The sequence below is a fragment of the Psychrosphaera aquimarina genome, assembly GCF_032461525.1.
Lineage (GTDB): Bacteria > Pseudomonadota > Gammaproteobacteria > Enterobacterales > Alteromonadaceae > Psychrosphaera > Psychrosphaera aquimarina.
On the sequence record NZ_JAWCUA010000010.1, the window covers coordinates 283,916 to 306,010 of the forward strand.

The 22,095-nt window shown below is 36.6% G+C and carries 19 protein-coding genes; 12 read left to right on the top strand and 7 right to left on the bottom strand.

Going from position 1 to position 22,095, the window contains the following annotated elements:
• Positions 1–184 precede the first annotated feature (184 nt).
• From RT723_RS13190 to RT723_RS13200, 3 genes are read left to right on the top strand one after another with little or no spacing between them, the layout of a single operon-like run.
• Positions 185–910 carry an ABC transporter ATP-binding protein gene (locus RT723_RS13190; protein WP_315947518.1) on the top strand — a complete coding sequence of 242 codons (726 nt, stop codon included), beginning with the start codon at positions 185–187 and terminating at the stop codon, positions 908–910.
• On the top strand, positions 900–2,156 hold the full coding sequence (locus tag RT723_RS13195; RefSeq protein ID WP_315947519.1) for an ABC transporter permease: 1,257 nt from the start codon (positions 900–902) through the stop codon (positions 2,154–2,156). The genes RT723_RS13190 and RT723_RS13195 overlap by 11 nt, the downstream gene beginning before the upstream one ends.
• A 54-nt stretch (positions 2,157–2,210) precedes the next feature.
• Positions 2,211–3,281 (top strand): site-2 protease family protein, encoded by a 1,071-nt coding sequence (locus RT723_RS13200; RefSeq protein ID WP_315947521.1) that lies wholly within the window; start codon positions 2,211–2,213, stop codon positions 3,279–3,281.
• A gap of 39 nt (positions 3,282–3,320) precedes the next feature.
• On the opposite strand, the gene recJ is transcribed toward RT723_RS13200, so the two are convergent.
• The 3 genes from recJ to xerD form a co-directional block, all read right to left on the bottom strand.
• The gene (gene recJ / locus RT723_RS13205) at positions 3,321–5,057 is read right to left on the bottom strand and encodes a single-stranded-DNA-specific exonuclease RecJ (protein ID WP_315947523.1); all 1,737 of its coding nucleotides are present in this window, start codon (positions 5,055–5,057) and stop codon (positions 3,321–3,323) included.
• Between the two features lie 147 nt (positions 5,058–5,204).
• On the bottom strand, positions 5,205–5,915 hold the full coding sequence (gene dsbC / locus RT723_RS13210; protein ID WP_216056236.1) for a bifunctional protein-disulfide isomerase/oxidoreductase DsbC: 711 nt from the start codon (positions 5,913–5,915) through the stop codon (positions 5,205–5,207).
• Positions 5,916–6,066: 151 nt separating this feature from the next.
• On the bottom strand, positions 6,067–6,969 hold the full coding sequence (xerD, locus tag RT723_RS13215) for a site-specific tyrosine recombinase XerD (RefSeq protein WP_315947526.1): 903 nt from the start codon (positions 6,967–6,969) through the stop codon (positions 6,067–6,069).
• Positions 6,970–7,087: 118 nt separating this feature from the next.
• Between xerD and fldB the strand changes: the two genes are divergently transcribed.
• The 7 genes from fldB (at position 7,088) to RT723_RS13250 (ending at position 15,406) form a co-directional block, all read left to right on the top strand.
• Positions 7,088–7,624: a flavodoxin FldB gene (gene fldB / locus RT723_RS13220; protein WP_315947527.1), complete on the top strand. Its 537-nt coding sequence runs from the start codon at positions 7,088–7,090 to the stop codon at positions 7,622–7,624.
• 52 nt (positions 7,625–7,676) lie between these two features.
• A complete protein-coding gene (locus RT723_RS13225; protein ID WP_315947528.1) occupies positions 7,677–8,063 on the top strand; it encodes a tautomerase family protein in 387 nt (128 codons plus the stop codon).
• A 162-nt stretch (positions 8,064–8,225) separates the two neighbouring features.
• On the top strand, positions 8,226–8,738 hold the full coding sequence (locus RT723_RS13230) for a TIGR03546 family protein (RefSeq protein ID WP_315947530.1): 513 nt from the start codon (positions 8,226–8,228) through the stop codon (positions 8,736–8,738).
• Positions 8,735–10,756: a TIGR03545 family protein gene (locus tag RT723_RS13235; RefSeq protein WP_315947532.1), complete on the top strand. Its 2,022-nt coding sequence runs from the start codon at positions 8,735–8,737 to the stop codon at positions 10,754–10,756. The genes RT723_RS13230 and RT723_RS13235 overlap by 4 nt, the downstream gene beginning before the upstream one ends.
• A 304-nt stretch (positions 10,757–11,060) precedes the next feature.
• Positions 11,061–11,765, top strand: a complete 705-nt coding sequence (locus tag RT723_RS13240; protein ID WP_315947533.1) for a hypothetical protein — start codon at positions 11,061–11,063, stop codon at positions 11,763–11,765.
• A gap of 239 nt (positions 11,766–12,004) precedes the next feature.
• Positions 12,005–13,297 carry an NAD(P)/FAD-dependent oxidoreductase gene (locus RT723_RS13245; RefSeq protein ID WP_315947535.1) on the top strand — a complete coding sequence of 431 codons (1,293 nt, stop codon included), beginning with the start codon at positions 12,005–12,007 and terminating at the stop codon, positions 13,295–13,297.
• Positions 13,298–13,528: 231 nt separating this feature from the next.
• Positions 13,529–15,406: a DUF885 domain-containing protein gene (locus RT723_RS13250; protein WP_315947537.1), complete on the top strand. Its 1,878-nt coding sequence runs from the start codon at positions 13,529–13,531 to the stop codon at positions 15,404–15,406.
• Between the two features lie 284 nt (positions 15,407–15,690).
• Here the strand turns inward: RT723_RS13250 and RT723_RS13255 are convergent, their stop codons facing one another.
• A complete protein-coding gene (locus tag RT723_RS13255; RefSeq protein ID WP_315947539.1) occupies positions 15,691–15,957 on the bottom strand; it encodes a hypothetical protein in 267 nt (88 codons plus the stop codon).
• A 125-nt stretch (positions 15,958–16,082) separates the two neighbouring features.
• A complete protein-coding gene (locus tag RT723_RS13260) occupies positions 16,083–18,167 on the bottom strand; it encodes a winged helix-turn-helix domain-containing protein (RefSeq protein ID WP_315947541.1) in 2,085 nt (694 codons plus the stop codon).
• A gap of 230 nt (positions 18,168–18,397) precedes the next feature.
• Between RT723_RS13260 and RT723_RS13265 the strand changes: the two genes are divergently transcribed.
• Complete coding sequence (locus tag RT723_RS13265) at positions 18,398–18,682, top strand: peptidylprolyl isomerase (protein WP_216056225.1); 285 nt, start codon at positions 18,398–18,400, stop codon at positions 18,680–18,682.
• Between the two features lie 93 nt (positions 18,683–18,775).
• Here RT723_RS13265 and RT723_RS13270 read toward each other — a convergent pair whose 3' ends face one another.
• A complete protein-coding gene (locus RT723_RS13270) occupies positions 18,776–19,630 on the bottom strand; it encodes a LytR/AlgR family response regulator transcription factor (RefSeq protein ID WP_315948536.1) in 855 nt (284 codons plus the stop codon).
• Positions 19,631–19,807: 177 nt separating this feature from the next.
• On the opposite strand from RT723_RS13270, the gene RT723_RS13275 reads away from it, so the two are divergent.
• Entirely contained in the window at positions 19,808–21,067 is a 1,260-nt protein-coding gene (locus tag RT723_RS13275; protein ID WP_315947543.1) for an acyltransferase family protein, read from the top strand.
• 53 nt (positions 21,068–21,120) lie between these two features.
• On the opposite strand, the gene RT723_RS13280 is transcribed toward RT723_RS13275, so the two are convergent.
• Positions 21,121–21,966: a CvfB family protein gene (locus RT723_RS13280; RefSeq protein ID WP_315947544.1), complete on the bottom strand. Its 846-nt coding sequence runs from the start codon at positions 21,964–21,966 to the stop codon at positions 21,121–21,123.
• Positions 21,967–22,095: the final 129 nt, after the last annotated feature.

Consider the following 22,095-nt stretch of genomic DNA (forward strand, 5'->3'; position numbering starts at 1 on the left):
TGACCATTCCTTTTGATAAAGAGTCGAATTTCCACTGGGGTTATTTAACCATAAGATAATGCGTTTTGCTTTAAAACATTGTAAATTAGTCACTTGTTTTTATTGTCATTTTATCTAATTCTTTTATCTCTTATTGTTAGTTTCAATAGAAATTATCAAGGGGAAATAATCTTTCGAGGTTCCTTTGTCCGAACAAACGTTGTCAGATCCAATAATTCAGTTTTCTAATATCAAATTCAGCTATGATAATGGTAAAAACTTAGTCTTAGATATTCCCCAATGGCAAGTTTCTCGGCGTCAGCATATGTTTATTTCAGGCGCATCAGGCTCAGGAAAATCAACGTTATTAAATCTACTCTCAGGTATTAATAGTCCAGACTCTGGAGAGTTATTAATGCTTGGGCAGAGCTTAACTAACATGTCAGGGCGAGAATTAGATAAATTTAGGGCGCAAAAAGTAGGTGTCATTTTTCAACAATTAAACCTCATACCCTATTTAACGGTGAAGGATAATATTTTACTAGCGGTATATTTCGCTACTAAAAAAGAACAATTAAATATTCAAAATAAAATTGAATCATTAACAGAACAATTAAATTTACCGCTTTCTATTTTATCCAAACAAGCCAGTGAACTTAGCGTAGGTCAACAGCAACGAGTGGCAATTATAAGAGCCATGATTAATGAACCCGAAATACTAATTGCTGATGAACCGACCTCGGCATTGGATGCGCAAAGCAAGTCCGCATTTTTACAATTGTTATTTGAATTAGTGAATAACACCAACTGTACTTTGCTGTTTGTCAGCCATGATACTTCGTTAGTAAGTTACTTTGACTCAGAAGTCACCATGTCAGAGTTAAACCAAGCCGCAGTCCAAGTTCAAAAGGAACTAGGCGATGTTTATTAAAATTGCGATTAACAGTTTAATAAACCGACGAGTCACTGCTTGGTTAACTATCTTATCGGTGGCCACAAGTTTGTTTGTATTGTTAGCGGTGAAACAAATAACGAGCCAAGCCAAAACCAGTTTTGGCAGAACCGTTTCTGGAGTGGACTTAATTGTTGGCGCTAGAACCGGCCAGCTGAATTTGTTATTAGCCTCAGTATTCAGAATTGGCTACGTCAGTAATTCGGTCAGTTGGCCGTCTTACCAAGCTATTAAACATCACAAACATGTCAGCTGGGCGATACCTATATCTTTGGGAGATTCACACAAAGGTTACCCAGTTTTAGGCACCACCACTCAATATTTTGATGTATTTAAATACGGTAATAAGCAGTCTTTAAAAATGGCACAAGGCCAAGCTTTTGTTGCCGACGCGTTTGATAGCGCACAAGTTGTATTGGGTGCAGGCATTGCAGAAAAGCTAGGATATACGTTAGGACAAGAGTTGGTCTTGTCTCATGGTGTTGGTGTCACCAGTTTTAGTCATCATGAACATGTGAAATTTACAGTGTCTGGCATTTTAGAATTTACCGGAACGCCTATAGATCAAACCTTGCACATTAGTTTATCGGGTCTTGAAGTGATGCACGATAAAGAGCATGGCATTGAATCGGGTGATACACATTTAGAACATGAACATCATGCCCATGAAGATGTTGAAAAAGTCAGTGCGGTATTAGTTGGTGTCAAAGCTAAATTCGCAACCCTATTTATGCAGAAGTTTGTTAATGAATACAAGCAAGAGCCATTAATGTCGATAATACCTGGCGTTGCTTTAACAGAGTTATGGCAAATGATGGCAAGTATGGAAAAAGTACTATTGCTTATATCGGTCCTTGTTTTGTTGGCTACTTTATTGGGCATGAGCACTATGTTATTGGCCTCCATGCGTGAGCGTAGCCGCGAGATATCTATTTTAAGAGCGTTAGGGGCAAGTCCATGGTTTGTATTCTGTCTAATAGAATTAGAAGTTTTAGTATTAACCTTGATCAGTTTATTACTAGCTTTAGTGATGGTCTGGGGAGTTAGCATAGTTGCAGCCCCAATCTTATCCGCTCATTATGGAATTTTCATTGATGTGAAATTCTGGGGAGACGATGTTTATTCTATTGTCGCAAGTGTACTGGTGGTGAGTTTAATTATGGGGCTTTTACCAGCGATTAACGCTTATAAAAATGCATTGCAAACAGGTTTGCTAGTTAAATAATTGGCTAAGTAATTAATTTGGAAAATGACTGCAAAGGTCATAAAAGGAAAGACAGTGGTTTTATTTGAATTTGAGTATCAGGGTTATCAATTTAAGTTATCGGGGTCGAGCATTACAGGCAAAGAACAATTAACTATCAATGACGAGTTAATTGAAGAGAAACGTAACTTTAAAACATCCAGTGAATATCAAATACATCATGCAGCTTTAGGGGATCTGTTGTTAACGTATCAACTAGGTATTACTAGCGGCAAGGGGAAGTACCAGCTACTTCGTAATGCCGAAGTTCTCTACAGTGGAGAAACAACGACTAAAGAGGTGATGGATAAAGCCTTTAAAAACGTTGACAATAAAATAGATAAAAAGCCTTCTCATTTAATTGGCGCCTTTGCGATTGGGTTTAAATTAATGAAAAGCGCTAAGGCAGTGAAAGTACTGTTGGCCGGTTCAGCTTTGGCGGGCTGGAGCATTATTTTTAGTTGGCAATTTGCATTGGTGTTGATTGCGGTGATCATGTTCCATGAATATGGTCATGTTTGGGCTATGAAAAAAATGGGGATGAAAACCAAAGGTTTTTACCTTATTCCATTTGTTGGAGGTGTGGCCGTAGGTGACAAAGCCAAAACACATTGGCAGCAAGTATTTATTGCCATGATGGGACCCACCTTTGGTTTGGCCATGAGTGTTGTTTTTTATCTTATCTTTTTGGCCACTCAGTCGCATTGGATTGGCTTATTAGCATCAGTCAGTGCGCTTGTTAATATATTTAACTTATTGCCTGTCATGCCATTAGATGGCGGACAAGTAGTTAAGTCAATCGTATTCTCAGGCCGTTCTAAATGGCAGTATATTGGTTTATTGGTAATGTCTGCAGCAGTGTTTGCCTTATCAATGACGTTTGGATTAAGCCTGATCAGCTTCTTTATTGTGTTAGGCGTGATTGATTTGCTGTTTAGTTATAAAGAATTTAAGACTCAAACCATTGAAGGTATGGACAGGTATAGTTCGGTATTTTCTCTAGTATGGTATCTGATAACCGTCGTGGTGTTTGTTGGTATCATTCTCGCCATAGCCAGTTCTGGTTTGCCGGGCTCTGAACTGGCGACCACCATATTGAAGTCTTAAATAACCGCTAATAAATGAAAACATGTTTAGAGCCAGAGATTAAACTGGCTCTATTTCTCGGATCATTAACTGTAAATTGGATTCACCTCTAAACTCATTGATATCGAGCTGATACACCAAATGGGCGTATTTTATATTGGGGTTTGGCCAAACGTTTAAATCAGAATTGAAGTGAATAGCATCAAATACGAGTCCATCATCGTTAGTTAATACTAACTTCAAATGTTTTCCACCCACTAAACGTTGGTTAATAATTTCAAACTTGTCATCAAAAGTAGGTTCGGCAAAAGTCTGTCCCCAAGGGCCTGCTAAGTCTAATTGCTGGCAAAATTCCTTAGTTAAACATTCACTCGGTAATGAGCCATCCGTTAGGGTGACTTGAGTTAACACTTCTTCACTTAGGTGTGATAACACAACAAGGTCAAATGCGTGTTTAAATTTGTTTAAGTTGGACTGTTTTATTGATAAACCTGCCGCCATAGCATGACCACCAAACTTTAGGATTAAGCCTGGGTTTTGAGTCGATACTTGATCTAATACATCACGGATATGTACACCTTGAATAGAACGGGCTGAGCCTTTTAATTCATACTCACCATTTGCATCAAAGTCACCTTGTGCAAAAGCAATAGTAGGGCGATAGAACTTATCTTTGATGCGACCAGCGACGATGCCGATAACACCTTGATGCCAGTTTTCTTCATAAACACAGATACCATGAGGCAAGTTACCGCTAGTAATTGAAATGGTATTAACAGCCGCTTCTGCTTCAATACGCATACCTTGTTCAATTTCTTTTCTTTCGTTGTTTAATGAGTTCAAGTCTTCAGCCATATTTAAGGCTGCGCCCATGTTTTCCGTTAACAAACAACGAATACCAAACGCCATATCATCTAAACGGCCTGCAGCATTTAATCTAGGGCCAATCACAAAACCAAAATCAGATGCTTTGGCTTTACTTGCATCTTTATTACTGAGTTGCATGATGGCTTTGATGCCGGGACGACAAACCCCCTTTTTAATCCGAGCCAGACCTTGATGAACCAATATACGATTATTACTGTCTAGCGGAACTACGTCAGCAACGGTTCCCAGTGCTACTAAATCTAACAGCTCAGCTAAGTTAGGTTCTGGCACATTGTTTTGTTGAAACCAATTGATGGTTCTAAGATGAGAACGTAAACCTAACAATAAATAAAATGCCACACCAACCCCAGCCAAGTTTTTGCTGGCAAATTCACACTCAGGTTGGTTAGGGTTAATAATGGCATCGGCATTAGGTAACGCTTTACCTGGTAAATGATGGTCCGTTACTATCACTTTAATGCCCGCGTTTTTAGCTAACGCAACACCTTCCATACAAGATATGCCGTTATCTACTGTAATGATAAGGTCTGTACCTTGGTTAATGATCTCTTGGCTTAATTGAGGACTTAGGCCATAACCATATTCAAAACGGTTTGGTACTTTAAATGTTACATTTTTGAAACCTAATTTTGTTAACCCCAATACCATTAATGCGGTACTAGTGGCACCGTCCGCATCAAAGTCACCAACAATAATAATGCGCAACTGTTGGTTTAACGCATCGGTTAATAATGCAGCCGCTTGGTCAATACCTTTCATGGTAAATACCGGTAATAACTCAGCTGCGGAACGTTTAATTTGTTCTGAATGTGTAATACCTCGCCCTGCATAGACTTTTTGAATGATAGGGTGGAATCCGGCAAGGCCAGATAAGTCAGTGTCAGTATTGCGGCGTTTAATATTCAGCATAGAAGGACTTATTTCACGGATATTGTTGTAGAAAGTTAACTTTAAAAGTTAGTACAAAAGTTAAAATTAGACGCTTTAATTAAAAAGCAAAAAATAATGCCGCACTATTTTGCAATAATTACGGCGCTAATATTATGAAGGTTGTATTTATTGCGCTAACAATTGGATTAAATCACTTGGTGGTTTATAACCTGGGATCATAGTGCCATCATCAAGAACAATTGCAGGGGTGCCATTTACTCCGGCTGCTTGGCCTAATTCGTAATGTGCCGAAATTGGAGCACTGCAATTAGCTGGTTTAACGCTTTCACCATTTTTTGATGCAGTCATCGCTTTTTGTTGATCATCAGCACACCAAACAGATTGGATGTCATAAAAGGAACGACTATTTAAACCACCTCGAGGAAACGCTAAATACTGTACTGTAATACCTAAGTCATTGTATTCACTCATTTGACCATGCAACTTACGACAATAACCACATGTCGTATCAGTAAAAACAGTAATTTTATATTTTTCATTTTTTGCAGGGTAAACAATCATAGAATCTTTAAAACTTTCAACGCCATTAATGCGTAATTCATTCATTGCGTTTTCAGTTAAGTTTTTCATGCCGTTATTAATATCGAACAAACGGCCGGCGATAAAAAATTGGCCGTCCGCTGACGTATAAAAAATACCGCGGTTAGTCGTCACTTCTTTTAGGCCTGGCATAGGTGAGTCGATAATCTTACTTGCTTCTAGACCAAGGTTAAGTAGTTTACTTTTGATAGCAGCATTACTATCCGCAGCCGAAAATGCAGAGCTTGAAGCTAATAAAATACTCGCTGCAGACAAAAAGGTAATTAATTTTTTCATAAGATACATAGTTGTTCCTGTTGTTTACTTCACCGCATTAAAGGTAAATAAGTTAACGTTAATCCGTTTAAAAATATGATTCAGTAGAGGTAGACCGTAAATGATCAATTTAAGTTTCATATTGTCCACATTAACACAATTATGAAAGGACTTACCCTCTGGGGTGATGCTCTAAGTGTAAAGATTTTAACCTTTCTTTAGCGACATGAGTATAAATTTGTGTCGTTGAAAGGTCACTATGGCCTAATAACATTTGAACTACTCGCAAATCAGCGCCGTGATTGAGTAAGTGCGTCGCAAAAGCATGACGTAATGTATGTGGGGACAAATGTACTTTAATCCCAGACATTAATGCATAAAATTTTATACGATGCCAAAAAGCTTGTCTGGTCATCATGTTGCCACGCCTTGATGGAAATAATACATCAGAGTCGTGTGTTAATAATTGTGGTCTTTCATAACTAATGTATTTTTGTAACCAATCTGCGGCTATTTCTCCCATGGGTACTAAACGTTCTTTTTGGCCTTTGCCCACAACGCGAACAATATTTTGAGTCAGACTTATATTGTCAAGGCGTAAACTGATTAATTCGGTAACTCGCAAACCTGTAGCGTAGAGTAGTTCCAGCATAGCTTTGTCTCTAAATTCGATTGGTATTTCTAAATTCTGACAGGTTAGCAATGCTGTCACGTCTTGCTCAGACAATACTTTGGGAATGCTTTTACCAAGCTTGGGTGCTTTGGTTAACGCTGTGGGGTTATCCTCTCTGACCTTGAGTACGATTAAATATTTGAATAAACGTTTGATAGCACTTAACGCGCGGGCGTTAGACCTGTGTTTAACCCCTTTGTCGATTCGCTGGGCAACAAAACCTTCAATGGCACTTTCTTCACAATTAGCTAATGATAAGTTTTGTTCAACGAGGTAAAGATTAAATTGGTTTAGATCGTTTTTATAAGCAGCTAACGTATTATCACTCAATCCCTTTTCTAACCAAAGGTGCTCTAAAAAGAGGGTAATGTTAACATCGTTTTGTTGCTGTAAATTTAACACTAAATTTAATGATCCCTAGGCGTGTTTTGTAATTAGCATTTTGCTAAACTTGCCGCCGTTTTCCTAGTAATAACTTTTGTTATTACTTTACCCTAATTTCTTTTCCAATGAGTATGATATGAAAATTGGCTTGTTTTACGGTTCGACCACCTGTTATACCGAAATTGCGTCTGAAAAAATCCAAACTAAATTAAATGAATTATTTGATGTCCCTGTGGTGGAAATTTTTAACATTAAAGATACGCCATTAGAGAACGCAGTGGATGCAAGTCAAGGGTTTGATTATTTAATCTTTGGGATTTCTACTTGGGACTTTGGTGAACTGCAGGAAGATTGGGAAAGCCAGTGGGACGATGTTGAAAACTTAAACTTAAATGGTAAAACCATAGCTTTGTTTGGGCTTGGTGACCAAGAAGGTTATGCTGAGTGGTTTCAGGATGCCTTAGGTATGTTACATGATGTGTGTATAAACCAAGGTGCTAGCCCAATTGGATATTGGCCAAATGGGGATGATTATGAGTTTATTGCATCCAAAGCATTAACTGCAGATAAATCTCATTTTGTTGGACTGGCTTTAGATGATGAAGGCCAATATGACTTAACTGAAAAACGCATCGCGGATTGGTGTGAGCAACTGCTTACCGAAATGTCTTAATCAGATAAGGTTTCTATCAGCTGATTTTGCTGTTTAATTAAAAGGAATTACTATGATTGTTATTTATGGAATTAAAGAAAAATTAAACCCAATAAAAGCACAACTTTCAGACGTTATCCATCAATGTATGTCAAAGGTGTTAGGTATGTCGGAAGATAAAAGAGCACAACGTTTTATACCTATGGAATGTGACGACTTTTATTATCCTAGTGGCCGTAGTAATGCCTATACTGTCATCGAAATTAACATGATGACGGGGCGCAAAGTTGAAACTCAGAAACAATTAATTAACGCTCTTTTTATCGATATTGAGCGAGAGTTATCCATTTCACCTGTTGATATAGAGATCACGATAAAAGAACAAGCGCCGCACCAATGGGGATTTCGAGGCATGACCGGTGATGAAGTGAATGATCTTAAATATAAAGTAAATGTTTGATCTTTTTATTCAAAGTCCGTTTACAATAAACATAATAATTTGAGTGGTTGATCTACATATATCTTTGATATTTAATCAGTTGCAGTAAGTCTTTTCATCACGATTGGAATCAATCAATAATGCTCTACACGCTATTTAACTAATAAAGGTAAGGATGTTTTCATGTTCAATTTACTGGCCAAGTTTCTCAAGCTGCTTAATGGTGATGCATCTCCTGGGCAAATTTCGCTTGGCTTTGCATTTGCACTTTTTGTTGGTTTAACCCCATTTTTTAGTTTACATAATCTCATTATTTTATTTTTAGTATGTGTTATCCGAGTAAACCTTGGCGCATTCTTTTTAGGTAGTGCGGTCTTCACGTTAATTGCATTTATTGTCGACCCTTTAATGATATCAGTTGGTGAGTCACTGCTTAACAATCCAGAACTAACATCTTTATGGACCGGTTTATATCAAAGCGATGTTTGGCGAGCTTTCAAATTTAACCACACATTATTATTAGGCAGCGTGGTTACCGCATCCGTGTTATTTATCCCTATGGTAATCGTAAGCAGAATAATCATAAGTGTTTACCGTGAGCGTTTAATGAAGTGGTTCGAGAAGTTGCAGATCAGTAAAATGATTAAAGCGAGTAAATTTTATAAAGCTTACGAAAAACTGGGAGAGCTATCATGATGAAATGGATTCGATGGTCAGGGTTAGCTGGTTTTGTCGTTGTTGTTGGACTTATTGCTGCGTTATGGTTGTTAGCAATAGGACCGTTAATGAAAATGGCGGTTGAAAAGTATGGCAGTGAAGCGGTTGGTGCTCAGGTTAATGTTGAAGAGATAAGTTTAGGTTTTAGTCCATTGTCGTTGACCATCACAGGAGTGCAAGTTGCTGATAAAGATGCACCAATGGAAAACTTGGTCAGCTTCGACACTGCGGTGGCTACCTTAGAGCCTTTCCCGTTATTATTGGGTCATATCATCATTCCTGATGTTAAGTTGTCTGGTGTTGGGATAGGAACAACAAGGCAATACTCTGGTGCATTAAGCTTTGATTCAAATGAACAGCAAGTGGAAGTTGAAAAAGATAAATTAGACGAGGACAGCGCGACTGAAAATGTGACCGAATCTGACTCAACCGCTGATAGTCAAGTTCTCCCTTCTGCCGACGAGATCCTTAATCGTGAGACGTTATTAACCAGTGTACACGGTGAAGCATTTGAAGGTGCCTACAAGCTACATAAAAAAGCCATTGATGATGCGATATCTAGCTTACCCAACGAACAAGGCCTTAAAAATTATGAAGCAGATTTAAATCGTATATTAAAAGGTAAATTCAAAAGTGTGGACGACTTTAAACAACGGAAAAAAGAATTCGATGCGTTAAAAGCTCAATTTAAAAAGGACAAGCAGGCCATTGCAGACGCCAAAATGGCTGTTAAGAATGGTAAAGCTGATTTAGAACAAAAGTGGTCTCAACTTAAAGATGCGCCAAAACAAGACTTAACTAACTTAAAGGGTAAGTATACCTTAGATGGCGTTGGGGCAAGTAACTTAGCCGCGTTACTGTTTGGAGAAGACGCTGGTGGATATGCAGAAACGGCTTTAAGTTATTATGAAAAGTTAAGACCTTTATTAGTCGATGATGAAGCTAAAGCTGAAAAGCAAGCGTTATTGGACCAACGTTTAAACGGTCGTTTGGTGTACTTTAAGTCGGATAATCCATTGCCTGATTTCTGGATAAAAACGTTAAGTTTTAGTTTGACTCTACCTGAATTCCCACAAGATTCAGGGTCATTGGGTCAGGTTATTGTAAAGGTGCAAGATATCACTCAGCAACAAGATGTCATTAATGCTCCGATTAAGTTATGGGTTACAGGACAAAACCTTAAAGATATATCTAGCTTAGCTATTACGGGGGTATTAGATCACCGAACCTCAACAGGCTCAGATTCGTTTAGTTTGGATTTAAAACAGTGGCAATTGAATAATTTAAAACTAGGAGTAGCTGGGTTAACACTGCTTTCGAGTAATACGAATGTTCAAGGAAAGGTTGTTTTTGTTGATGAACAAATGAATTTAGTGGGTAAAGGCCTTTTCAACCAAACCAAGTTTGGTAGTAAAAAAACAAATACGTTTGCTAAAGAAATGGTTGCGGCACTTAAAAGTGTAGAGCAATTCACGGTTTCAATGTCAGCAGAAGGTGCGGTAACTAGTCCAAGTGTTTCATTAAAAAGTGACTTAGATAATCAGTTGAAAGTTGCGTTTGATCAGCGTTTAGATGAAAAACAAGCTGAACTTGAGAACAAACTTAAAGAAAAGTTAAACGATAAACTTTTATCTTATGGCGGAAAATATACTGAGCAACTAAAAGCGCTTAATTTAACGGAAGGCAGCTTAAAAGATAAAGGCAAAGCATTAGAAAAATTAGGTAAAGCTAAGCTTTCAAGTTATGAAGATCAATTAAAAGCTGAAGCGGCGGCGAAAGAAGCAGAATTAAGGGCTAAAGCTGAAGCAGAAGAACAAAGAGCTAAAGAAAAACTTGAAGCTGAAAAAGCGAAATTAAAAGCAGAAGAAGAAAGAGCTAAAGCCAAGCTTGAAGCTGAAAAAGCCAAAGCAGAGGCTAAGGCAAAAGCTGAGGCGGAAGAAAAACGAAAAGAGTTAGAACGTAAAGCCAAAGAAAAACTTAAAAAGATATTTGGCTAGTTTAAGCAAAGAATTAAATATTAATACCAAGCCCTTTTTTTCAACAATAAAAGGGCTTTTTTTTGCTTATAGATAAGTGAGTTACTTTAATTTAATGAAGATTAAATTGAAAACTACTATGTTTGAACTTTATGCTTTGTTCATAGCCTTACTTATACTTAGCGGATAATCTTTGCTTAATAGTCAGCTTTTTGGATTTTACCCGAATAACTTATTAATTAACTAAGGAGCAGCTAATCAAAATACTAACTCAATAACTAAGCCAATATGAGTATTAGGTTTTATATAACTTAATAGGATGAGAATGGAATCCAGAGCAAGCCGTCGGTATATTAAACCTATATTAATCTCTATTTTGTTCCACTTGGCGCTGTTTTTTTTGGCCTCTCATCACATCATTAAAGTACGTGTGGAATATCCTAATAATCATACTAATACTCCTATCATCAACGCTCGTTTAGTATATAAAACGATGTCTAGTAAACCTGATTTTATGAAGCTGCAAATTCCTGAAGTTCAAAAAGTAAAAAATGAAGAAATAAAAATACAAAGTCTAAAAACGATATCCACAGCAACAGAAAAAGAGTTAATTTCTAAACTGAATTCCACGACTGACCTTGAGAAAAGCAATCATAATCAACAAGTAGAATCTGATGTTAATGAACCGGAACCGGCAACACCTATAAATATTGCAGAGTTAAACTTGGCAAGTAAAAAGTATTTATCCAAATGGCAAGATTCGATATCGATGAATCAACGTTTTCCAAACGGCAGTAGCTCAATTGTTGCGACCAAACATAAAGCAGTAGCGGTACCGCAATTTGGTAATAGCATAGATAACACAGGAACAATGGGCGCACCTCGAATTTCGAAAGTCATCTGTGATAATGCATTAAATACTGCAGTGGTTGTTATGTCTGGTTTATTTGGTGGAACGGTACGATGCCAACCGACGCCTGATTTAAGGGAATTTCTCAATGATAGAAATAAACAAAACAATAGTAAATAATAGTGGTAACGCCGTTCAATCAATCTGTTTTATATTGTACATATTTCCACACAGAACTAAGATGATAGCTGCTTGGCTCTGGTAGTTAATTTTAATTAAATAAGTCATAATCATTTCATTGCTTAATTTAATTGCGGTCATTGTGTTCTCGATTCAACGTTATTTTTCATACAGCACATCTTCTCTTCTCCTACTCACCGCAGGCGCAACCTCCTTTTATTTAAACTTTAGGAAATATCATGCAGAAAATTGTCATTGTAGGCGGAGGTGCGGGTGGCTTAGAGCTTGTTAGTCGTTTAAGCAAAACCTTAGGTAAAAAAGGAATGGCGGAGATTACGTTAGTAGACCGCCAAACTACGCATGTTTGGAAACCATTGTTACATGAAGTTGCCGCGGGGGTTATCGACAAAAACTCAGACGGTGTTGATTACCAAATCCATGCTGCGCGTTTTAAATATAAATTCCAATTAGGCTCGATGAGTCATATTGACCCAATTAATAAATCTATAAAGTTGGATTCTGTATTTGACAGTGAAGGTGAATTACTTATACCTGAACGTCACATTAAATATGACTACTTAGTATTGGCGATTGGCAGTGTAAGTAATGACTTTAATACGCCAGGGATCAGTGAGTACGCGTACTTTTTAGATTCTTTGGCGCAAGCTGAGAGATTTCATAAAGCACTGCTCAATCAACTGCTTAAACTCAATCAAGTTGATGATACACAGAAAACGCTTAATGTTGCTATTGTTGGTGGTGGGGCAACCGGAACGGAGTTGGCGGCACAGTTACATCATATTGCCAATTTAGCTCGCTCATACGGGATGCCAAACATGTCAGCGGAACGTCTAAGCATATCGATAATCGAAGCTGGAGAACGCATATTGCCAGCCTTACCTGAACGCATAGCTAACTCTGCTCGTGGTGCTTTACGAAAACTTGGTATTCAAGTATTAGAGTCTACTCGAGTATCAAAAGCTGAAAAATCTGGATTTGTCACTAGCGATGACAAATTAATAGAAGCAGATTTAATGGTATGGGCCGCTGGCGTTAAAGCCCCCGATTTTTTACAGCAGTTAAATTTATTTGAAACTAATCGTGCGCAGCAAGTATTAGTGACACCGGAGTTAAAAAGTACAGTAGATGGCGATATTTATGTGTTAGGCGATTGCTGCGGGTTTAAACAAGAGGATGGTACTTGGGTTCCACCAAGAGCGCAATCCGCACATCAAATGGCATCACTTGTGGCAACCAACCTTATCAATACATTTAATGATAAGCCGCTAAAAACTTATACTTACAAGGATTACGGCTCCTTAGTGCATTTAAGCAAATACAGTACGGTAGGATCGTTAATGGGCAGTCTGTCTAATAGCAGTATGTTTATTGAAGGCAAGCTAGCTAGATTAGTATATATCACCTTGTACAACATGCATCAGTTTGCGGTTCATGGCTGGTTTAAAGGGATTCTAGTATTACTTAGCAGGAAGGTGAGCAATTTGGTGGGTACTAAATTGAAACTTCACTAAGTGATTAGGTTTTTGTTTCGAGTTTTTAGTTCAGTTATTTTGCTGTGAAATTGCATTTAGCTGAACTAAAGATGAGCGGATAGTTTTTTTAACTAACCAAAAGACATAGCTATTATGTTGAAATTAATCAGCACCAAACAGCCTTACCATTAACGCTATTCATCGTTTTTACTAGTAACCGCTACTGTTTATTATTAGAGTAATAAAAAACAATAAATACACGGGAATATCATGGCATCCACTTCTTATTATAAGTCGTTTAATAATTCACTGTTTAAAACTAAAATCAAACAAACATTAACCCTTGTTGGTTCCGTTGCTGCTAGTGTGTTTGTTGCAGGCACCTTAACTGCGTGTCAGCCAGGAACGGCGCCGGACAATTCAATTGAGATTACCCAACTTCAAACTAAAAGCACACAAGATATCGCTTTTTCAAAGTTTGCAGAATCTTTTATTGACCAGTTTTGGCAGTTAAATCCAGGTTATGCGGTTTATGTTGGGTTTTATAAATATGACACTTTATTACCGATTCCAAATGAACAGACCGCAGAAAAAGAATTAGCGTTTTATCAACAGCAACTTGAGCAATTAAATGCTATCCACCCTCAAGGCTTAAGCCCTAACAACGCCAGTGATTATTATATTTTAAAAAATCAAATAGAGTCAGGGATCTGGTACAGCACGGTATTAAAAAGTGGAGAGTGGGACCCGTCGAATTACAATGTAGCGGGTGTTTTTGGAGTCATACTTAACACAGATTATAAACCACTAAATGAAAGGCTCAGTACGATAATCGAGCGCATGAAAAATGTGCCTGCGTATTATCAGGCTGCACAACAAAATTTAATAAATCCAACGTTAACGCACACCAAGTTAGCTGCTCAACAAAATAAGGGCACGTTAGGATTATTTAATAAAACGATTTCTGAAAAAGTACAAAACTCCTCATTGCCTGAGATTCAAAAACAAGTGTTTAACCAGCGTTTAACCGATGCCGTTGCAGCTATTGAAGGTTATATCAGCTGGTTAGATAACAAAGTGATTGAATTAGAAAACAGCAGTAACGTTAAAGATTTTCGAATTGGCAAGGACTTATATGAGCAAAAGTTTAAGTTTGATATTTTCTCGGCTTATGCCGCTAATGAGTTATATGACAAAGCATTGAGTGAAAAAGATCGTGTGCATAAAGAGATGATAAAAATTGCGGATAAATTGTGGCCTAAATATTTTGAAGGAACTGTTAAACCCAAGGATCCATTAGTGATGATTAAAGCCGTTATTGATCATATATCGGTTAAACACGTTAAAAGAGACGATTTTGTGGATAGCATTCGTGCACAAATTCCTGAGCTAGAAGCTTTTGTATCAAAACATGATCTTATCACCATGGATAAAGACAAGCCATTAGTGGTTAGAGAAACGCCTGAATATCAACGAGGCTTTGCAGGTGCTTCTATTAATGCTCCAGGGCCTTATGATGCCAAAGCTAATACATATTACAATGTCACACCACTGGATAACTTTAATGATGAAGAAGCTGAGAGTTACTTACGAGAATACAATCATTGGTTATTGCAAGTGCTTAACATCCACGAGGCCGTTCCTGGGCATTACACTCAACTAGTACATAGTAATAAATCGAAAAGCTTAGTTAAATCTATCTTTGGAAATGGCGCCATGGTCGAAGGTTGGGCGGTTTATACCGAACGTATGATGCTTGAAGAAGGTTATGGCGATAATGAGCCAGAACTTTGGTTAATGTATTATAAGTGGAACTTACGTGTGATCATGAATGCTATTTTGGACTACAGTATTCAAGTTAATGGCTTAACTGAAAGTGAAGCACTAGACATGATGATCAACCAAGCTTTCCAAGAAAAATCTGAAGCTACAGGTAAATGGCGCAGAGCAACCTTGTCACAAGTTCAGTTAACAAGTTACTTTACAGGTTACTCAGAAATCTATCAGTTAAGAGAAGAATTAAAGAAGGTGACGGGTGATAAATTTAACTTAAAAGATTTCCATAATCAGTTTTTAAGTTTTGGTAGTGCACCGGTGCCAATTATTCGTAAGTTAATGTTTGATGACTACGTCAATACACACAAATAGTATAATTTTTTAATAATAAAAAAGGCGCATAAGCGCCTTTTTTGCTTTTGAATAAATAACTTTATAAATACGATATTTCATTGCATATAAAACGCAGCATAAATAAATACCAAAATAATACACATTGAAGGTATACACATGAGTATGGATTTTAGCTTATCGTTCATTTTCATTTCCTGATGTTTACGTTTGTTAGGAAAACCTCCTCCTAAAATTACCTTGGGAGTAATGCTTGGGAGCAAATAGAAGGAGGTTTTAAAGCGTTAACAAATCAATTCACATAATTAGGAGTGGTCTTTTTTTAAGGTGATTTTCTTTTGTATCACTGTTTTTTTTGACTTTGCTTTTTTATCATCATCTTTTTCGACTATGGCTAACGCCGTTGATGGTGTTAACTCTGGCTCAATAAGATCAAAATGTTTTGGTGGAGTAGTGGGTTCATTGGGCGGGTTTACGCACAGCTGGGGCGGTAATAAACAACGCTCAAAATATGCAAGCGATGACCAACTAAATAAAAGTAACAAGAGTGTTAAGACGGTCATTACTTTCATTACAGCTCCTACCAAAAGCAATATTCACCTATTCAATATGAATCAGTTTGTTGTGCAATTTGTAGGAGTGAGTATGGGGCTAATTAAGCAATAAGTACTTTGAAAAAAGTGTTACGTTTATATTTTTATTTAAGCCTTATTACTTCAGTGTTTCCGGGTAAAAAGGCAACAAAAAAACAAGCGTTTTCAACATTTTTGCAATGTAGGTAACCGAAAGGATAGTGGAAGTCATTTGTAAATTTATTCTGACCTGTAGTCATATCAATAATGGTCCAATTATCAGCAGAAGCGAAGATAGAGTTATTGTTTATTACGTGCCATAAATACCCATCCTGAAACTTTTTAGGGAGGTTAAATATGTTAATAGTGTCGTTAGCATTATTATCTAAGGTGATTATCTGTTGTTTGTCAGCTGTGATGTAATAAAAAAGCTCGTCGGAAAATACGGCTTTAAAAACTTGCTTTATTTTAGTCAGCTTTTGCGTATCTAGTTCAAACTTAACAAGGTAAGTACCTGTTAATGTTTGTTCAATAGCAAAGATAACGTTGTCTTTAATTTGTAAAACACTGTCGAGATTATATTCATTGTTAATTTCAGATTGGATCTCACCCTCCAGATTAAGTAAGGATATGGTTTTTGAATTTAAAACAACTATATTTTCTTCAGTCACTATAAAACTGCTTATGGCTCTTTTGTCAGTGAAGTGAGTGATCTGCTGATGTTGATTTTTATTTTTTAACCAAATTTGAACACTGCCACCTTTATGAGCCGCATAATACATTTGTTCTTTAGACTTAGGGTATGGTAAATATTCGGAATAATCGGAATCAATTTCAGGCGTAAATGTTAATGTGTTAATATCAAAACGATAAATATCCCACTGATTCCAAATTCCTTTTTTACCAAAAACATCTTCGTTCCGTACAACAATATTTTTAAGATTGGCGATTGGAACTGACATAATGGTTTCTTTTTTCGTGCTTGTATTAAACAGTATGACCTGATCATTTTTAATGAAGACTAGTTCTTTATTATTAAACCAGGATAAGTAAAAAGAGAAATCTGACAATGAAGTTAACATTTTTAACTCCGTACTTTTAACATCGTAAATGAACAGCGATTTATTGTTATTGTCTAAACTTCTGATAAATGCAATTTTGTCTAATCTTGCATTATAACTAAAGGCAACGTCTCCATAAGAATTAAGAGGTGGGGAAATTAATACATGCGATTTCTTACTTTCCAAGTCCAATAATTTGATCGTTGCAGGTTGTGAATAGTCTTTGTAATAGATAAATGCAACTTGGTTATTGTTAATAAATTCTATTTTTGTCCAAGCATTTATTTCACTGCAGGGGGCTATTGGGATTGGTGTTTCACTAGCGTATTCACTATTGTTTGCGGTTAGTTGCATTTTATAAATAGTGCATACCCCAGATTCGGTACTTGCAAACACGATTTTACTTAGGTCTGGGGACAAAACGGGGGAATAAATATTGCCTTCATGGCTCATATACAAATCTGATATTTTCTCAGAATCCATATCTTTAACCCGAATGGTATTGAGGCCACTTTTTTGTTCATTCACATAGATTAATAACTGCTGATTAAAGCTGATGTCAAAATCACCTTCCGAGCCTTTATCATGAACTAATACCTTTGTACTTTTCAACATAGTAGGCGTGGTATTCGTAAACTGGTTTGTCACAACAAAAGTAATGGTTAAGATCACAATTAATATGGCAACAAAGGCAAAAATTACTTTTTGGTATTGAAAGCTCGCAGGCGGTTTTTGCGTGCTGTGTTGAGGTGTTTGCAGATAATATGGTGTCGTTTCAGAAATTTGCCTTACGACTTTTGTTGGTTCCACAATTTCCAGTTGTTCAATAACAAATGGCACTATAAATTGATAACCAACTTTAGGGATTGTTTTTATGTAGCTTTCTTTTGCATCAGGAGAGGGGGATAAAAGTCGTCTTAATTTGGATATATAAGGGTTGATAGTACTATCTGATTTTGCTGGATCATTTCCGTATATCTCAAAGTATAATTTGTCACGTGCCACGGGAGCCTGGCCATGTTTCATCAGATAGGACAGAATTTTAGCTTGTTTAGGGTCTAAGGTAACTGTGCGTTCACTTTGGGTGAACGAAATCGTCAGAGTAGAGAGGTTAAATACCCAGTCGTTCGTCACATAAAGCGTGCTCAATGTTAATTCCTTACTTTTGAGTTCATTCTTTCTACCAATGATTTTCGTTAGAAGTGGTGTTGATTAATTTTTTAAAATCATACCTTACTATGAGGTTTTTGTACCAATAAGATTAGATAAAAAACAAATAACTTACTTTCAGTATCAATATTAAAAGTATGAAATAAAACGATAGTTTTATTATTAGGGTATAATTGTATTGAGAGTGGTTAAATTACATAGAGGTTGTTATGGCACGCGCATCGGCGTATCACATTTTGGTTAAAACCAAAGAAGAAGCATTAAAAATTAAACAGAAATTAGACAAAGGTGATAACTTTCAAAAGTTAGCTAAACAGTATTCTACCTGCCCATCAAAAAGAAAAGGTGGTGATCTTGGTGAGTTTAATAAAGGTGATATGGTAAAAGCATTCGATGATGTAGTGTTCAGAAGACCTATTTTAGAAGTGCATGGACCTATAAAAACCCAATTTGGTTACCATTTAATTAAAACGGTTTATCGTAGTAATGGTTAATCAGTTTTAACCATTAACAATCTTCCCCTGGTAATTACTTCAATACTATAAGAGTAAAAGTGGTTAAGATTAGACAATACCAATGGCGGGTATTTATATTTTATCAAGCTGTAGTTTAAAGTCCTCTTTATAACGGCGGGATAAATTTAATAACTTGCCGTTATTTAGCTTTATTTCACTATCGCCACTACTCAAAGGGGTGATAGAAGTAACGGCATCCATGTTAATACCATAACAGCGGTGAATTCTACAAAAGCCTTTATTTTCTATTTGTTGTATTAGGTTGTTCATGGTCGTACGCATAGGATAAACGCGCCCTTGAATATGCAAATTCACATAATTCCCTGAAGACTCAAACCACTCAATATCTTCCACCTTAATAATAAACTCTTTACCTAATTTTTTTACCAGTAAACGGTCGATATTGTTTGATACAGGTTTGTCTTCACCTAGGTTTATGCTATTCGCCTCACCCTGCAGCCGACTGAAAATAAAACGGTAACTTAAAATAGCCATAATAAAAAACATAAATGACCAGAGGTCTTTTCGATATTCATAAATCAATTCAAAAAATAAATCACCAAATTCGTAGGTCAAATTTTGACTCCAATATACCAATTTTCGTAGCCAGACCATGATTGTTATGTGGCAAAGTGAAAAGACAACAGAGGCAGATAAATAGATAAAAAAAGTACGTGTAAACTTTTCTGACATCAGTGGGGATTTGTCTAAAAGCCAACTTATAGCAGGTAACATCAAAACCCAGCCTATCGCGCTGGAGTATTCAAATAAAAAAGGCTGCCAAATTAAGAAAGGTAAAGTATCAGAATTACGGCTTTCTTCCATGATCATGGAAGTGGCGTTAATTGTATTATTGAGCAAGATATAAACCGAAACAATCGCGGTTTCATACCAAGCTTGATACTTTTGAAAATGTTGGAATCTTATCATGTTGGCTATTGTTGAACGAAGTTAGATGTTTTGCAATGATTACATCCTGCTATCCACTATCCCTGGATCCCACCGCTTATCCCTACCCATTGTATATTAAGCACTTTTAGGTTTTAAAACACATAAACTCTGTCACTCTTGCCATCAATAGTAGATGGAAGTGAAGGCGTTACTGTGAAAAAAGCATTACCAATTATGGCGTTATTTATACCTAAGCATAATAACATTCCGAATCGGCGTTACGATTTAGATTGGTTAAGAGTGATTGTTTTTGGATTATTGATCTTTTATCACACAGGTATGTTGTATGTGGCTAACTGGGGATACCATATTAAAAGTCAATATTTATCAGAGGGGTTAGCCAATGTCATGTTGTTATTGTCCCCATGGCGAATGGCTGTTTTGTGGCTTATTTCGGGTATTGCAATTCGCTTTGTGTTAGTTAAAGTTCCGCTGTTGCAATTTATTGGCTTGCGCTCAATTAGGCTATTATTGCCTTTGTTATTTGCCATTTTAGTTATCATCCCTCCACAACTGTATTACGAAATGATATTCAACGGTGATCTCAACCTTAGCTATTGGCAGTTCTATAAAGCTTTTTTTGTAAATGACCATGAGTTATTCATTAATTATCAACCCGGAATTTGGCCGCACATTGATGTTAATCATTTATGGTATTTGCGTGAATTGTGGCAATACAGTCTTTTTTTAGTGCCTTTGTTACCGCTATTGAACAGTCGGTTTATCGAAAAATTAACGAACAAACTATTTAGCCTTAATGCCGTTGTCGCCATATTACTGGTAGTTATGCCTATTTTTATTATTCAACTCAGTATGGAGTCGGACCAACATCGTAATGCACTTGGCTTTATTTGTTTGATATATGGTTATTTGATTGGCTGGCATCCAGTTTTTTGGCAACGGGTTACGGAGCACTACAAAAACCTATTAATAATATCTCTGGTGTTATATCTATCCTTGATCACTTTTTATAATTTAGTTTGGCTAGGAGCTGATGAAAATACTAATAAAGTGTTACTCGTAGCGGGTAATTTTCTTTATAGCTTAGATAGAGTGTTATGGGTTTTGGCTGTGATGGGACTTGCAAGTCGTTATTTAAATAAACCTTCAAAGCAGCTTAGTTATTTATCTGATGCAGTTTATCCATATTACATTGTGCATCAAACTATTATAATTGCGGTAGGGTTTGAGCTTTCAAGGTTTTCATTGGGAATAGCTTTGGAAGGGGTATTAGTGTTGTTAATTTCTTTTGCCGCTTGTATTGCCACTTTTGAAATAATAAGGCGTGTTGAGCTATTACGAGTGTTATTTGGCGTTCGGTTAAAACACAGCTACTCACCTAATATTAAAAAGGCAGGCTATTTTATTGCGGCTGTGATTATCATTCCTTTTGGTTTAGAAATTCTATTGTAGCAACAAAACATATGAGCGTTTTTAGATGAAAACGCTCATATTTTTAACTCTGGTTATTTATCTTCGTTTTCAATTAAACGAATACCAGATTTTGAAATAGAGATAGTGCCATCTTTATATAATCCGCCAATTGCACGTTTAAATGCCGCTTTACTCATACCAAATAATTGAGAAATTAATGCGGGATCAGATTTATCGTGAACCGCAGCAAACCCGTTTTCTTTTTCTAAAAATTCAATAATGATTTTGGCAAATTTATCTCTGGTTTTTTGACCACCGTGTAAGGTTAAATCAATTTTTCCGTCATGACGTACACGTTTGATATAACCTTTTTTGTCTTGACCAAAACTCAACCTTTGATGGACTTCATCGGAGAACAATACTCCCCAATGAGTATGATTAATAATGGCTTTAAACCCTAAGTCTGTTGTATTGGCAATGATTAATTCAACCGCTTGGTTAGGTTCAAACTGGTCAGTACCATCTTCAACTAAGAAACGATCTACTTTGGTTGAACCTGTAATACGTTGATCCATGTCGTCTATATACACTCGAACAAGATAAAACAAACCTTCTTCAAGTGGTTTGTGCTGTTCGCCATAAGGTACTAATAAATCTTTATCTAAACCCCAATCCATAAATGCGCCAAATCGGCCCACTTCTTTTACTTTTAAATAAGCAAATTGGCCAACTTTGGCTTTAGGTCTTTGGGTCGTGGCAATAGGGCGATCATCAGAGTCTAAATATAAAAATACATTAATATTATCACCCACTTTTAATTCAGCACGGGCGTGTTTACGGGGTAGTAAAATCTCGCCTAACTCTCCACCATCTAAATAAAAGCCAAAGTCGACGGCTTTGATGACATCTAAGTTACAAGATTGACCAATTTGAGACATGAAAAGATCCTGATAAATAACAAGGGTAAAAATATTGTTGGCATTATAACCTTTAATCTTTGAATACCAAGAGATTAAGGTAAACGGTGTTGAGTTTGATTATAGAGTTAGGAAATAAGCTCGAAAATA